Annotated in this window: 12 protein-coding genes and 1 pseudogene; 6 read left to right on the forward strand and 7 right to left on the reverse strand. The window is 66.1% G+C overall.

Annotated features, from left to right (window positions below; all coding sequences use genetic code 11):
- Positions 1 to 12: 12 nt before the first annotated feature.
- Entirely contained in the window at positions 13 to 585 is a 573-nt protein-coding gene (locus NG697_RS11590) for an HNH endonuclease family protein (RefSeq protein ID WP_308293087.1), read from the reverse strand.
- Between the two features lie 304 nt (positions 586 to 889).
- Between NG697_RS11590 and NG697_RS11595 the strand changes: the two genes are divergently transcribed.
- Positions 890 to 2,488 carry an HNH endonuclease signature motif containing protein gene (locus NG697_RS11595; protein WP_252614259.1) on the forward strand — a complete coding sequence of 533 codons (1,599 nt, stop codon included), beginning with the start codon at positions 890 to 892 and terminating at the stop codon, positions 2,486 to 2,488.
- 221 nt (positions 2,489 to 2,709) lie between these two features.
- A complete protein-coding gene (locus NG697_RS11600) occupies positions 2,710 to 3,363 on the forward strand; it encodes a glycoside hydrolase family protein (RefSeq protein WP_252614262.1) in 654 nt (217 codons plus the stop codon).
- A gap of 146 nt (positions 3,364 to 3,509) precedes the next feature.
- Here the strand turns inward: NG697_RS11600 and NG697_RS11605 are convergent, their stop codons facing one another.
- From NG697_RS11605 to NG697_RS11625, 5 genes and pseudogenes are all read right to left on the reverse strand, one after another.
- On the reverse strand, positions 3,510 to 4,796 hold the full coding sequence (locus NG697_RS11605; protein ID WP_252614263.1) for an ammonium transporter: 1,287 nt from the start codon (positions 4,794 to 4,796) through the stop codon (positions 3,510 to 3,512).
- Between the two features lie 508 nt (positions 4,797 to 5,304).
- Positions 5,305 to 6,314 (reverse strand): annotated as a pseudogene (locus NG697_RS11610) (dehydrogenase family protein).
- 86 nt (positions 6,315 to 6,400) lie between these two features.
- Positions 6,401 to 7,213: a glucosamine-6-phosphate deaminase gene (nagB, locus tag NG697_RS11615; RefSeq protein WP_252599097.1), complete on the reverse strand. Its 813-nt coding sequence runs from the start codon at positions 7,211 to 7,213 to the stop codon at positions 6,401 to 6,403.
- The gene (locus NG697_RS11620; protein ID WP_252614264.1) at positions 7,194 to 8,468 is read right to left on the reverse strand and encodes an N-acetylglucosamine-6-phosphate deacetylase; all 1,275 of its coding nucleotides are present in this window, start codon (positions 8,466 to 8,468) and stop codon (positions 7,194 to 7,196) included. The genes nagB and NG697_RS11620 overlap by 20 nt, the downstream gene beginning before the upstream one ends.
- Positions 8,458 to 9,732 carry a PTS transporter subunit EIIC gene (locus NG697_RS11625; RefSeq protein WP_252599100.1) on the reverse strand — a complete coding sequence of 425 codons (1,275 nt, stop codon included), beginning with the start codon at positions 9,730 to 9,732 and terminating at the stop codon, positions 8,458 to 8,460. Before NG697_RS11625 ends, NG697_RS11620 begins: the two co-directional genes overlap by 11 nt.
- A 186-nt stretch (positions 9,733 to 9,918) precedes the next feature.
- Between NG697_RS11625 and NG697_RS11630 the strand changes: the two genes are divergently transcribed.
- From NG697_RS11630 to NG697_RS11645, 4 genes are all read left to right on the forward strand, one after another.
- Entirely contained in the window at positions 9,919 to 10,149 is a 231-nt protein-coding gene (locus NG697_RS11630) for a PTS sugar transporter subunit IIB (RefSeq protein ID WP_056341275.1), read from the forward strand.
- Entirely contained in the window at positions 10,146 to 10,661 is a 516-nt protein-coding gene (locus tag NG697_RS11635; protein WP_252614265.1) for a PTS sugar transporter subunit IIA, read from the forward strand. Before NG697_RS11630 ends, NG697_RS11635 begins: the two co-directional genes overlap by 4 nt.
- Positions 10,662 to 10,666: 5 nt before the next feature.
- Positions 10,667 to 11,386, forward strand: a complete 720-nt coding sequence (locus NG697_RS11640) for a GntR family transcriptional regulator (protein WP_252614266.1) — start codon at positions 10,667 to 10,669, stop codon at positions 11,384 to 11,386.
- A gap of 153 nt (positions 11,387 to 11,539) precedes the next feature.
- Complete coding sequence (locus NG697_RS11645) at positions 11,540 to 12,397, forward strand: prephenate dehydratase (RefSeq protein ID WP_252599105.1); 858 nt, start codon at positions 11,540 to 11,542, stop codon at positions 12,395 to 12,397.
- Here the strand turns inward: NG697_RS11645 and NG697_RS11650 are convergent.
- Positions 12,387 to 14,354 carry an FAD-binding monooxygenase gene (locus NG697_RS11650; protein WP_252614267.1) on the reverse strand — a complete coding sequence of 656 codons (1,968 nt, stop codon included), beginning with the start codon at positions 14,352 to 14,354 and terminating at the stop codon, positions 12,387 to 12,389. The two genes, NG697_RS11645 and NG697_RS11650, sit on opposite strands and share 11 nt — an antisense overlap.
- Between the last annotated feature and the right edge of the window lie 42 nt (positions 14,355 to 14,396).

A 14,396-nucleotide genomic window follows, 5' to 3' on the forward strand; every position in this document is an offset into this window, starting at 1 on the left:
CGCGGTCAAAGCCTAACTGCAGGCTGCCAGGATACCTTCGATCGCGTCCCGCTCGGCCTGGGTGACCCACAAGCTGTAGTTGGCCTTCACGGCGGTCTGGCGGGCTACGTATTCGCACCGGAACGCCTTGTTTGGCGGGAGCCAGGTGGCCGCATCCTTGTCGCCCTTGGCGCTGTTGGTGGGCCCGTCGGCAGCCATGAGGTTCAGGGCATCGTTGGCCAGCTGCCTGCGCTGTTCGGCGCTGAGCTGCTGGGCGCCCTTCTGCCAGGCGTCGCTGAGGGCAACCAGGTGGTCGATCTGGACGGCGGAGCTGGTGGTGTTGCCACGGACAAAGTCGATGGTTGTGCCTGTGTATTTGTCGGCCAGCGTACCGGTCGTAACGACGCAGTTCTGCGTGCCGGGCTTGAACGTCTCGCCGTCGAGGTCCCTGGCGAGGATGTCGTTTCGGGTATCGCAGCCGTTTCGGTCGACGTCCGCCCACGCGGGGCCGAATTCCTCGCGGGTGTAGCCGGTCTTGGGTGCGCGCCCCTTCACCGGGATAGTCTCCAGCTGGGCGAGCGCCGTTGCCACCTCGGCTGGGCTCACAGATGATTCGCCGGAGTTGCCCGACGGCTGTGCTTCCCTGGCCGCTTCGGCCACCTTGTTTGCGGCCTGCGTTGCGGCCTGGGCTGCGGCGTGGGCGGCGGCGTCACAACCGGTGAGGGCGCTGGCGAGAAGCAGAGTGGTGAACAGCGTCAGTGCTTTGGTGGCGGCGGAGCGGTTGATGGTTATGTCCTTCAGGAGTGCGGCGGAGGTGAACAGGCTACTGGCGCGGGGCGTTCTGACCTGTCATGCCGGGATGTGGAGTCTGTCACCCTAAAATGTCGTACCCCCTCGACATGATGGAAGTATGGACAACACGGCACCGGCAGAGATTCTGGAGACCATCGCGGCCTCTGCCCTGCGGATGGCCGGTGTGCTTCGTGGGAAGGCCGTGGATCCAGCAGCCAGCCCGGCTGCAACTGGCCCGGCTGATGCCCCTTTAGCACCTGATCCGTCCGCGACGTGTGGGGACCTGTCTCGCTGGCAGGCTGAGCTGTGCCTGACCGTCCTGTCGGGGACCGTGGGGATGGAAGCCATGTTCGCTGCCGTGAAGGTCCATGCCGCCAGCGGTTACGACGAGGCGGCCCAGACCATCGCGGGCCCCATCACTTCCCCTCAGGAGCAGACCGCCCAGGACATGGGCATCGTGGCCGAGGTCGCCTGCGCCCTGACCGTCAGCGAACGCACGGGTGACGCGCTGCTAGGCGAGGCACATCGCCTGACCACCACTCTGCCATTGACCCTCGCCGCCCTGGAAGCAGGGACCATTTCGTGGCAGCACGCCCGGATCATGGTTGACGAAACCCTCAACCTGAATCCTGCTGCCGCGCACGCGTTGGAGGCGCATTTCCTGGACCCGGACGAACCCAACCCGGCACGGGGTGGGCCGGCCGGAGAAATGGTCCCGTCCCGGTTCCGTCACAAGGCCCGGACCTGGCGCGAACGCCACCACCCGGACAGCATCGAAAAACGCCACACCCGCAGCGCGGCGGACCGGCGGCTTGAATGCTCCCCGGACCGGGACGGCATGGCCTGGCTCTCCGCCTACCTCCCGGCCAATCAGGCCTCCGGGATCTGGGACCGCGCCACCACCGCCGCCCGCGCTCTGCAGGGCCCCACCGAGTCCAGGACCCTCACCCAACTCCGCGCCGACAGCGCCGCGGCTTGGCTTCTGGGCGGGGCGGCCGATCTGATCCCGTCACCCAAGGCCCAAGTCCTCGTGACCGTGCCGGTGTTTGCGCTGATGGGCCTGACCGATGAACCCGCGATGCTCGACGGGTACGGGCCCATCCCGCCGTCCATGGCGCGGACCCTCGTCGCCGACGGCGCCGATTCGTTCCACCGTGTCCTGACCGACCCGCGCGACGGAGCACCGCTGGAAATCGGCCGTGACAGCTACCGGATCCCCAAAGCGATGCGCCAATGGCTTAGATTGCGGGACGGGAAGTGCCCGTTCCCCGGCTGCAACAACCAGTCCTTGGACAACGAAGCCGACCACCTCCTCGCCTGGCACCAGGGCGGAACCACCGGGATCAGCAATCTCGGTCAGCCTTGCCCCAAGCACCACCGGCTCAAACACACCACACCCTGGAAACCCACCACGGCGAGTTCCACCGAACCACCCGGCTGGATTTCACCCATAGGCCGCCGCTACGCCAGCGAACACCCCGACTGGGAACCACCCATCTGGCCAAACCAGCTACTGAACCAACTCCCCCATCAGGCGCCTGGCCCTCTCCTGCCCGAAAGCCATCTACCGGCAGACCGAGAGCCGGAGCGGAAATGGCTGCGCCGCCCCCAAGAACCAGACCCGCCACCGTACCCATCCGTACCCGACTTCCTCTGGCTGACACAACAGCCTGGGGCCGGTGCGGCACCTCCAGTCCCCTGCGCTAGCACCGGCTGAGCCCTGTCACGCAGCCAGGAAGCAGCTGCGGGAAAGCACTTTCCCGCATATGCTGAAGGGATTCCGACTTCGCATCCACCTGGAGATTCCCGTGCGCACCGTCCGATGGCGGACTCAACTGGCAGTATCAGGGCACGCTGGACGGACTGGTCCCGCCGGGAACTGAACGGCCCGCCACACTCTGGGCGCCCGACGTCGTCCGAATCGGCGATCAATGGATCATGTACCTTACAGTCCTCGGCGGAGTGCGGACTGACCGGACCGGCAACGCCTCGATCGTCCAATTGACCAGCCCGGACCTGGTCACGTGGGATTTCCTCGGTTCCATCGACCTGAAGTCTCCGCGGGTCATCGACGCGGCAGTGGCCCCCTGCGGTGATGGCCGGCACCGTCTCTGGTACAAGGACGAGGCCCGCGGATCCAACACGTATAGTGCGGTAACCAGCACGCCTGCCGATCCGACGTCGTGGGTTCTTGAAGGACTGGCGATTCCGGGGCGCCCGCACGAAGGACCCAAAGTCTTCAAGCTCGGCGGGCAGTTCTGGATTATCGTGGACGAGTGGCGCGGGCAGGCGATCTACCGGTCCGAGGATGCCTCTGGTGGCTGGACCCGACAGGAGTACCTTGACGGCCTCATCCTGACCGCTCCTGAAACGGCCGACGGCGGTCCGGTCGCGGGACGGCACGCGGACGTGGTGCCGCTGGACGCAGCGGCGGACGGCAAGGAACGAGCCCTGATCATTTACTTCACCCATCCGCACTGGAACGGCGAGGATATTGACGCCATGGCAGCAGACCCGAAGACCCACCTCAGCCACGTCCGGGCGGCCGTCCTGGAAGTTCACAACGGCGACCTGGTATGTATTGACGCCTGACGGCACGACAAAAGGCCGAACTGCGGAACTATAAGCCAGCGGCTGCTGGCACCGGTCCGATGTTCGGCCCTTAGCCGGGCTCGCGCCGGGCGGCGCCAATGGGCGCCGCCCGGGCATATCTATTTGAGTTCAGGTCCCACTGGTTATCAGGCCCGCTGCGGCGAACCCAGCTCCACCGGGTCTTCATCAGTGAGGTAAGCAAGTTCCGAGTGCGCGGCGATGTCGATACCGCGCATTTCGTCTTCAGGCTTGATCCGCAGGCCGACAACGCGGTCGAGGATCTTGGCCAGGATCCACGTGATGCCGAACGAGTACGCCAGGACCGTGACTGTGGCCAGCGCCTGGACACCCAGCAATTCAACGCCGCCGCCATAGAACAGGCCGTTGACGGCGTTCGGAGCAGCGTCGGTGGCAAACAGGCCGATCAACAGGGTGCCGATGATGCCGCCCACGAGGTGAACGCCCACGACGTCGAGCGAATCGTCGTAGCCCAGGCGGAACTTCAGTTCGATGGCGAGGGAGCAGACGGCACCGGCGATGGCGCCGATGGCCAGTGCACCCACCGGGCTGACCGCGCCGCAAGCAGGCGTAATGGCAACCAGGGCCGAGATCAGGCCGGATGCCGCTCCCATGCTGGTGGCTGCGCCGTGGCGGAGGCGCTCAACCAGTGCCCAAGCGAGGAGGCCGGCCGACGCTGCCACCGCGGTGTTCAGGAATACGATGGAGGCGGACTGCCCGGCCGAGAGTGCGGAGCCTGCGTTGAAGCCGAACCAGCCCACCCAGAGCAGTCCCGCTCCTACGAGCACAAGCGGCCGGCTGTGCGGCTTGGTGTGCTCCATCTTGGGCCAGCCGGAGCTCTTGCCGAGCACGAGTGCCAGTGCAAGCGCCGCTGCGCCGGCGTTCATGTGCACGGCGGTTCCACCGGCGAAGTCGATTGCCTTGATGCCGCTCGCGATCCAGCCGCCCATGACGCTGCCGTCAGCAGAGGAGAAAGCGAACACCCAGTGTGCGATGGGGAAGTAGACGATGGTTGCCCAGATTCCGGCAAACAGCATCCAGGCGCCGAACTTCATACGTCCGGCTGCCGCTCCCGCAACCAGGGCCGTAGTGACACATGCGAAGAACAGTTGGAAGGCGGCGAACAGGACCACCGGAATGGAGGCTGCCTCGTCTGCGGCGAGCAACTGTCCCATGCCCGGGAATTCCGTGATGTCCCCGATGAGTCCGAGCCCTCCCACGGAGTTTCCGAAGGCCATGGAATAACCGAAGAGCGCCCAGAGTACTGCCACTAGGCTCGCGCCGCCAAAGCACATCATCATCATGTTGAGACGACGAGACCCCACCATGCCCCCGTAAAACAGGGCCAGGGCAGGGATCATCATACAGACCAGCGCTGAGCTGGCCAGAATCCAAGCGACATTTCCCGAATCCATGGGAAACCCCTTTCGTGATGCGAAGAGAGAACGGAAATTGCCCGTCAGAGCCGCTCCGGAGGTGGGACGCGGAGTAAGTACCACGTTCGTCGGAGGGCAGCTATTGCCGTCTGGTTCCAACTGTATGGCTGCAGTTCCGCGATGGGTTTCTGGCTGGTTAAATCAACGTTTCACTCACGGGCACGCGAGTTTCACTGGTCACTCAAACGAACTTTGGATTCAGGGAATTCCGGGATCGCAGCCGCCGGTTTTCCCGCGCAGTGCTACTTGGCGGGGACGGCCATGAACCTGATGGGCAAGTCGAGCAGCTCCAGCGGCCCATGGGGCCCTCGCCGTCAAGCAGGAGTGAGTCGCTCGATTCCATGGTGTATTCGTAGGCGCCGTGTCCGTAAACCATCTTTCCGGCAAGCATGTAAATAGACTCCGTGCCCGGATGCTGGAACAACGCAAGCGGCCACCGACCCTTGCTTGTGTCGGTGGCCGATATGAGCGTCAGTGTGAGTGTGCGCTAGATAAGCCCCTGCGCGAGCATGGAATCAGCCACCTTGACGAAGCCGCCGATGTTGGCGCCCAGCACGTAGTTGCCGGGGTCGCCGTACTCGTCCGCGGTTGAAGCGCAGCGGTGGTGGATGCCCACCATGATCTCGGTGAGCCGCTGTTCTGTGTGCTCGAAGGACCAGGAATCGCGGCTGGCGTTCTGCTGCATCTCAAGCGCCGACGTCGCCACGCCGCCTGCGTTCGCGGCCTTGCCCGGCCCGAACAGCACACCGGCATCCTGGAACACCGAGACAGCGTCACGGGTGGAGGGCATGTTGGCGCCTTCGCCGATCGCGACCAGGCCGTTGCGGACCAACCGCGCGGCAGCATCGCCGTCGAGCTCGTTCTGCGTGGCGCAGGGCAGCGCCACCGTTGCGTCGACATCCCACACCGATCCGGCTTCCACATAGGAAACGCCGGGGCGGCGCACTGCATAATCCTTGAGGCGTCCGCGTTCAACTTCCTTGACCTCGCGGAGGAGCGCGACGTCGATTCCCGCCTCATCCACGATGTAGCCGGAGGAGTCGGAGAAGGCCACCACGCTGGCACCGAGCGTCTGCGCCTTGGCAATGGCGTTGATGGCCACGTTGCCGGAACCCGACACCACCACGCGCTGCCCGTCGAAGGAGGACCCCCGGGTTTTCAGCATCTCCTGGGTGAAGATGACGGTGCCAAAGCCGGTGGCTTCCGGCCGCACCAGGGAGCCGCCCCAGGACATGCCTTTCCCCGTGAGGACGCCGGATTCGGGAAGCCACGGTTGATCTGCACGCGGCCGGAATCGTCGGTCCACGGGACGCGGAAGATGATCTGGCGTTCGGGCTCGCAGAGCCGCTCCAGGATGGCGGCTTCGAGCAGCTCGGGGTGCCGGTCGTGGACGGGACCAAGGCTCTCAAAGACCTCGGTCACTGCCTGGTGGAATTCAGCTTCACCTGGGTTCCGCGCCAGTACCGTATTCCGGATGGCCTCAAGCCGAGCGTCCACGCCGCCTCCTCTAGTTCAACAGTTATTCCATGCAGTGGTAGCAAAATTTCATTTGGCGGAATCCAATGCGACGAATGTCACCTTCTTCAACGGCTGACCGGCTGCCGGAGCCAGGGCCTCGTGGGCGTTTGGCCCAGCCTGTCGTTGAAGTCCTGGGCTTCCCGGTAGTAATCCAGCAGGCTTAGCTGGGAAGCGGCTCCCGGGTCCAGGATGACAACTGCCCGGCGGTGCAGCTGGAGCACCGACGCGGGGCAGTGGGCACTGACCGGACCTTCCACCATGGCCTGCACAGCGGCGGCCTTGTTCTCCCCCATCGCCACCAGCACTGCCAGTTTGGCTTCGCGGATGGTCCCGAGGCCCTGCGTAAGGCACAGCCGCGGAACATCGCCGTCGGAAAAGAACCGCGCGTTGTCAGCCCGCGTGGCCCCGGCGAGGGTCTTCACCCTCGTGCGGGAAGCCAGTGACGACGTCGGCTCGTTGAAGCCTATGTGGCCGTTGGCGCCGATGCCCAGGATCTGGATGTCCACACCCCCGCCGGCGGCGATGGCTGCGTCATAACGGTCAGCCTCGGCCACCAGGTCCGGCGCGTCCCCCTGCGGGGTAAAGAGCCGTTCCAGGGGCAGGTCCACATGGTCGACGAACTCCCGCCGGATGGTGGAGTAGTACGACTGCCCGTGCTCCGGCGGCAAACCCGCGTATTCGTCCAGCGTGAAGCCGGCGACCTTGCCGAAGCTGAGCTGCTCCTCGCGGTGCCGCCGGATGAGCTCCTGGTACGTGGATCGCGGGGAGCCGCCGGTCGCCAGCCCCAGCACGGCCGGTCCCTGCCGGACCCGGGCTTCAATGATGTCCGCCGCCCGGGCTCCTACGTGATCGGCGGACTCACACAGAACTATCTGCACGGTCATTCCTTTCCTGCGTTTGTGGTGTGCCGGCGCGGTATGCCTGCACGAGTTCAAGTTCTTCGGTGGTCACCAGCACGTCCGCCCGGCAACCCGCGGCAATGGCTCCCACCCGGTTGGGGCCAGGCCGATCCAGGCCCATCAGCCGCGCCGGAGTGGAGGATGCCGCGACGACGGCATCGGCCAGGGGAACGCCCCACTCAACGCAGCGGCGGACGTTCTCCAGCAGGTGGCTCGTCGCGCCGGCGATCGCCCCGGGACCGGCGTCGGCGGTTCCGGCCAGGCGCGCCACGCGGTCCTGGACCAGCACGTCCAGGCTGCCGAGAGTGTAATGACCGTCGGACATGCCCGCCGCCGCCATCGCATCCGTAATGAGCGCAATGGAGCGGGGTCCCACCAGCCCGAAGACCATGCGGACGATCTCCGGGTCCAGGTGCACGCCGTCGGCAATCAGTTCCAGCACCACCTGCCCGGGTGACTGTTCGGCCGCCTGCAACAGGACCGCAATGGGCCCGGGCGTGCGGTGGCCCAGCGGGGGCATCCGGTTGAACAGGTGCGTGGCCGACCACAGGCCGCCAACCCCACCGTCTACGCCGCCCAGGGCTTCCCGGGTGCGGGAAGCCGTGGCGGCGGTATGGCCAAGGGAAGGCACGACGCCGTGTTCCCGGCAGAGCTGCACGAGCTCGGCAAAGTGCGGGGTTTCGGGGGCAAGAGTCAGTGACCGCACGGTCCCTCGTCCCGCCTCAAGCCACTGATGCAGGAGCGCCGGGTCTCCGTCGATGATGGCTGCCGGGTCCTGGGCCCCGCACATGCTTGTGGTGATGAACGGCCCTTCCAGGTGCAGGCCGGCCAGGGTGCCGTCCTGCACCAGGTCCCGCAGCACCTCGATCTGTTCCAGCAGTACCTGCGACGGCGCCGAGACCAGCGAGGCGAGTACCGACGTCGCGCCCTGCGCTGCATGGTGGCCGGCAGCCAAGCGCGCGCCGTCCGCATCCGCGGAGAAAGTGTGCCCCACGGCACCGTGGCAGTGGACGTCCACGAGTCCGGGCAGGATGAGCGGCACTTGCCGGAGATCGGCGTCGAAACCTACCGGCAGGTCCGACGTCGGGCCGCACCACACGATGTTCCCTCCGGCCATCACCACGGTGCCGTCGTCGATCACCGCAGCACCGGGGAGTCCGGTGACGAGGCGGCCCCGCAGCCCCACCCCGTCGCCGGCCCCGCTGCCCCGGGCCGACGAAGGCTCAGCTGGCATCGGCTTTGGCCATTGAGCCGTTCTCGTCGTTTTCATCTTCGCGGCCCATGGTGCGCAGGTTCCAGCGACGGATCACAAAGCGGAACACCACGTAGTACACGGCGGCGTAGCCCAGCCCGATGGGGATCAGCCACAGCGGATTCTGTGCGATGCCGAAGTTCAGGACGTAGTCGATCGCTCCTGCTGAGAATCCGAACCCGTGATGGATGCCGAGGAAGTTGACCAGCATCATGGACGTCCCGGTCAGGAAGGCATGGACGACGTACAGCGGCCAGGCCACGAACATAAACGAGAACTCCAGCGGTTCGGTGATCCCGGTGAGGAAGGCCGTGAGGCCGGTGGAGAGCATGATGCCGCCCACGATCTTCTTCTGCGACGGCTTGGCTTCCTGCCAGATGGCGAGGGCGGCTGCGGGCAGGGCGAACATCATGATGGGGAAGAAGCCGGTCATAAAGACGCCGGCGGTGGGGTCCCCGGCGAAGAACCGGTTCAGGTCGCCGTGGGCGCCGTCGTAGTCGCCGATGATGAACCAGACGATGGAGTTCAGGATGTGGTGCAGGCCCAGCGGAATGAGCAGCCGGTTGAGGACGCCATAGACCCCGCTGCCCACCACGGTGTTGTCCGCCACCGTGTTGCCCACGGCAGTCAGCCCGTTGTTGAACAGCGGATACAGCAGCGCCATGGCAACGCCGATCACGATGGCGGCGAAGGATGTCAGGATGGGCACCAGGCGGCGGCCCGCGAAGAAGCCCAGCCAGTCCGGCAGGGTGGTGCGGTGGAAACGCTGCCACAGCAACGCCGTCGTCAGGCCCATCACAATGCCTGCCAGCACGCCGTAATTGATGACGGGATCCTTGCCGCCCTCGGGGGCGGCTCCCAGCACCAGCGGGGCCATGACCTTGAAGACGTTGGTGAGGACCAGGTATCCGACGACGGCGGCAAGGGCCGTGGAACCGTCACCCTTTTTGGCGAAACCGAAGGAGATGCCGACGGCGAAGAGCAGCGGCAGGTTCTCGAACAGGGCGCCGCCGGCGGCGCCGATGACCTGGGCGACGGTGGTCAGGGATTCGAACCTGCCCAGCAGGTCGTCTTGGCCCAGGCGCAAAAGCAGCGCCGCCGCGGGGAGGGCGGCGATGGGGAGCATAAGGCTGCGGCCGAAGCGCTGCATGTTCTGCAGCGCTTTTCCGCTGCCCTTGCCCTTGCCTGGTGCCGGGGCGGCCAGTGGGCCGGCCTCGGCGGAAGCTGATGGGTTTTCAGTCGTCATAATGTTCCTCGTCTCGAAGAGGGTGGTGCTTGTGCGGGGATGCTTGATTCAGTAGAGTCTAGCTAACTGGTTATAACCAGTGATAACCATCACTGTGAAGGGCGCCGACCTCAGTTGTCAACCTCAAGCCGTAAAAGAGCTTCCGGACCCGGCGTCATTCACCGCGAAACGAACTCAGGAGTGGACATGTCCAAAGCAGAAATCATCCTCGCCGCCCTTGGCGGCGCCGAGAACGTCGAAGAAATCGAAGGGTGCATCACCCGCCTTCGCACCGAGGTGGTGGACTCCTCCCGGGTTGACGAGGCCGCCCTCAAGGCCGCGGGTGCCCACGGCGTCATGATGTCCGGCACGGTGGTCCAGGTGGTTGTGGGCCCGGAAGCCGAAAGCCTCGCCGAAGACATCCAGGACCTGATGTGAGCAGTCCTGAGGTGAGCACGCCGGACGTGAGCACGGAAGCACCGGCCCAGGTCATCAGCGTTGTCGCCCCGCTGCCGGGCCGGCTCATTCCCCTGGACGAGGTGCCGGACCCCGTGTTCGCCAAGGGGCTTGTAGGCGGCGGCGCCGCCGTAATTCCCGACGACGACGCCGGCGTCCTCACCGCCGTCGCACCGCTGGACGGCCGGGTCATCAAGGTCATGCCGCACGCCTACATCGTCCAGCACGCGTCTGGGCCCGCAGTGCTGGTCCACGTCGGCATCGACACCGTCGGGCTGAAGGGCGAGGGCTTCGCCGTGCTCGCGCAAAAGGGGGACCAGGTCCGCGCCGGCGACCCCATGATCACCGTGGACGTCACATTGGTCCGCTCAAAGGACCTGAGCATGTGCAGTCCCGTGGTGATCCTGGACAGCGCGGCGGACGCCATCGAACCTCCGGCCTCCGGTGGCCGCGTGGAAGCAGGCGGCCACCTGTTCAAAATTCCCGGAAAATAGGAGACATGGATACGGCAGGGGAACTAAAACACGTCTGGGTCCGCAGGCAACTCCAGGACCTGGTGTCCAGCACGCTGCGGCCCGGCGACGCCCTGCTGGGTGAGCGGCAACTGGAGGAGCAGTTCGGCGTCTCCCGCATCACGGTGCGCCGTGCCATTTCGGACCTGGTCCAGGACGGCGCATTGGTGCGGATCAAGGGGAAGGGCACGTTCGTCTCCCACGGGCTGGTGCGTTCCACCCTGCACCTGGCCTCGTTCAACGAGGACATGCGGGCCGCCGGATTCGAACCCAGCACACGGGTCATCAACGCCTCCACGGCATTGCCGCCGGCGGTGGCCGCCGATCACCTCGGGCTGGCGCCCGGGGAAACTGCCTTTCGCGTCCGCAGGCTGCGGCTCGCGAACGGCGCTCCCGTCAGTGTGGACGAATCGTGGCTGCCGCCCGCGCTGGTCCCCGGGCTGCTCTCGGAAGACCTGACGGGGTCCCTTTACCGGGCCCTCGGCGCCGCGGGGCACCCGGTGCAGCACGCCGAACAGACCGTCGAGGCCGCCGCCGCCCCTGACGAGACCGCCGCGCTGCTGGACATCGAACCCGGGTCACCGGTCCTGCTCTTCCGGCGCCGTTCGTTCACCGGCCAGGAGGACCCCGGCACACCCATCGAATACGCCGTCTCAACGTACCGCTCGGACCGGTACCAGGTGTCCATGCGGCTGGGCGCGGGCTAAGCCATGCTTACGCCGCACCAATACGTCTGGCTCCGCGTCACCCACCTCTGATGCCCCAACTGAGTAGCGCTATCTGCCGTTCTGGACCCTCAAAACGGCACTTGACGCTACTCAGTTGGGTGGGCAGGCACCTGACGTGAAACCATACGGACCATGGCCCAGAAGATTGCGTACCAGGGTGAGCCCGGCGCCAACTCCAATATCGCGTGCATGCAGATGTTCCCCCAGCTGGAAAGCGTTCCCTGCGCCAGCTTCGAGGACGCCTTCGAGCTGGTCTCCAGCGGCGAGGCGGAGCTGGCGATGATTCCGATTGAGAACTCGATCGCCGGCAGGGTGGCAGACATCCATATCCTCCTCCCCCAGTCGCACCTGCAGATCGTGGGCGAGTTCTTCCTGCCCATCCACTTTGACCTGCTGGGCATTCCGGGCAGCACTATCGAGGCGGCCACGGAGGTCCACAGCCACATCCACGCCCTGGGCCAGTGCCGCCGCCTGATCCGGGAGGCCGGGCTGCGTCCTGTCATTGCCGGGGACACCGCCGGATCCGCCCGGGAGGTCCGCGAGTGGAACGACCCCACCAAGCTGTCCCTCGCTCCCCCGCTCGCGGCCGAGATCTACGGCCTTGACGTGCTGGCGTCGCGGGTCGAGGACGACCCGTCCAACACCACCCGTTTTGTGGTCCTGGCGCGGGAAAAGGAACTGCCCACCCGGGAAGAGCTGCCCGGACCGGCGGTGGCCAGCTTTGTGTTCCGCGTCAGGAACGTCCCGTCGGCGCTGTTCAAGGCGCTGGGCGGGTTCGCCACGAACGGCGTGAACATGACCCGGCTGGAGAGCTACATGGTGGGGGACGAATTCGCCGCCACAATGTTCATGGTGGACGTCGAAGGCCACCCCGAGGACCTGCCGTTGCGCCTGGCCCTTGAGGAACTGGATTTCTTCACCACCGAAGTCCGCATCCTGGGCGTCTATCCCGCCGCCGGTTTCCGGACCGCGCAGACAGTCACTGTCTGATCGCTGGCCGCTGGAGCGGAGCGAAAAACGCGGCGAGTTCGGCCGTCGCGTCCAGGGGCAGGACGTTGGCCACGTACTGGTCCGGCCGCACCACCACCACCACGCCGCCGCGGTCCAGGCCCCGGAGCTCGAAGATGTCAGCGGCGGGATCGGTGGCGTAGACCTTTTCGTAGTCCGTCAGCTGGAACGGCCCCACTGACGGCTTGAACGCCGCCGGAACCGCACCGATATCAACGTTTGTGTGGTCCTGATGGTAGATGACCTTCACATCGAACCACGCGTCCCGGTCAGCGCCCGACGGCGTAGCGGCCAGCGGTGATTCCGGCGAGTTCGCGATCCACTCGGCGAAGCCGGAGACGAACGACGGCGGCGCGTGCTGTCCCGCCGTCGGCTGTCCGGCATCCTGTTGTCCCGCCGTCGGCTGTTCTGCGGACGACGTCGCCGCATCGGATGCTGCCGCGTCGGCGAAGACGTAGATGCGCCACCGGCCGTCCGCTGTGGCGTGGTGGCCGAGATGCATCGGGTTGCCGTCGCACACCCGCACCACGGGCGCGGACTTGAACCGCTTGCCGATGGGGAAGCCGGCGGCCAGGTGCTGGTGCACCGGTTCTGCGGTAATCATGGACGGCGTGTACTGGGTCATGAAGCCCGCGGGGAACTCGGCGGTGCTGACGTAGAAGTCCTCAAGCTCGGAGGGGTTCGCAAACTCCTCCGGCTTCTTCGCCATCATGGTGGACCACTCTTTGTCGAAGTCGATCAGGTTCTTCGCCACCACCTGCCGCTCGGCCGAGTACGTGGCCAGCAGGCTGGCGGGGCTGCGGCCCTCGAGCACATGCCCGAGCTTCCAGCCGAGGTTGAAGCCGTCCTGCAGCGAGACGTTCATGCCCTGGCCGGCCTTGGCGCTGTGCGTGTGGCAGGCATCGCCGGTGATGAACACGCGGGGTGTGCGCGTCCCGCGCTGGTCCGGAAGGACGTCGTCGAACCTGTCCGTGAGGCGGTGGGCGACCTCATACACGCTGTGCCAGGCGACATTGCGGACGTCCAAGGTGTAGGGGTGCAGGATGGTGTTCGCGTGGTCGATGATTTGCTCGATGGTGGTGCTGCGCACGGCCCCGTGGTCCTCCGGCGCGACGTCGCCGAGGTCAACGTACATGCGGAAGAGGTGCCCGCCTTCGCGCGGGATTAGCAGGATGCTGCCGCCCGCACCGGACTGGATGGCGCATTTTGTGCGGATGTCGGGGAAGTCGGTGACGGCGAGAACGTCCATGACTCCCCACGCGTGATGGGCCTGGTCACCGGCCATGGTGCAGCCGATCGAGTCGCGCACCTTGCTGCGTGCGCCGTCCGCGCCGACGACGTACCTGGCTCGGACAACACGCGTCTTGCCCTCGTCAGGTCCTGAAGTGTGGACGAGCCTCACGGCGACTGGGTAGTCGCCGTCGCCGATTTCGAGGCTGCGGAACTCATAGCCGAAGTCGGGCGACATCCGCGCTGGCGCGTTGGCCATGTACTCGGCGAAGTAGTCCAGCACGCGGGCCTGGTTGACGATCAGGTGCGGGAACTCGCTGATGCCCGTGGGGTCGTCCGTCGTGCGGGCGGCGCGGGCGATCCGGGAGTGGTCGGCGGGGTCCGGTTTCCAGAACGCCATTTCGGTGATGCGGTAAGCCTCGGCGATGATGCGCTCCGCGAACCCGAACGCCTGGAAGGTTTCGACGCTGCGGGCCTGGATACCATCCGCCTGGCCGATGACGAGCCGCCCGGGGCGGCGCTCCACGATGCGCGTGGTGACGCCAGGGAACCGGGAGAGCTGGGCCGCGGTGAGCATGCCCGCAGGACCGGTGCCCACGATGAGCACGTCCACTTCGTCGGGAAGCTCGGCAGGCCGGTCCAGACCGACGCCGGATGCTGGCTGGACCCGCGGGTCACCGGATACGTAACCGTGGTGGTGGAACTGCACGGGCTTTCCTCACTTCGTTGTGCGGCTGGCAGGCATCGAGTT

Origin of the sequence: Pseudarthrobacter raffinosi (assembly GCF_023913835.1) — a bacterium.
In the GTDB taxonomy this organism is placed as follows: Bacteria; Actinomycetota; Actinomycetes; order Actinomycetales; family Micrococcaceae; genus Arthrobacter; species Arthrobacter raffinosi.

Bases quoted from the DNA above. Each gene is read 5' to 3' on its own strand.
- NG697_RS11595 (WP_252614259.1), top strand. From the start codon at position 890: ATGGACAACACGGCACCGGCAGAGATTCTGGAGACCATCGCGGCCTCT.
- NG697_RS11620 (WP_252614264.1), bottom strand. From the start codon at position 8,468: ATGCCAGCTGAGCCTTCGTCGGCCCGGGGCAGCGGGGCCGGCGACGGG.
- NG697_RS11605 (WP_252614263.1), bottom strand. From the start codon at position 4,796: ATGGATTCGGGAAATGTCGCTTGGATTCTGGCCAGCTCAGCGCTGGTC.
- NG697_RS11625 (WP_252599100.1), bottom strand. From the start codon at position 9,732: ATGACGACTGAAAACCCATCAGCTTCCGCCGAGGCCGGCCCACTGGCC.
- NG697_RS11640 (WP_252614266.1), top strand. From the start codon at position 10,667: ATGGATACGGCAGGGGAACTAAAACACGTCTGGGTCCGCAGGCAACTC.
- NG697_RS11630 (WP_056341275.1), top strand. From the start codon at position 9,919: ATGTCCAAAGCAGAAATCATCCTCGCCGCCCTTGGCGGCGCCGAGAAC.
- NG697_RS11600 (WP_252614262.1), top strand. From the start codon at position 2,710: ATGTACCTTACAGTCCTCGGCGGAGTGCGGACTGACCGGACCGGCAAC.
- NG697_RS11645 (WP_252599105.1), top strand. From the start codon at position 11,540: ATGGCCCAGAAGATTGCGTACCAGGGTGAGCCCGGCGCCAACTCCAAT.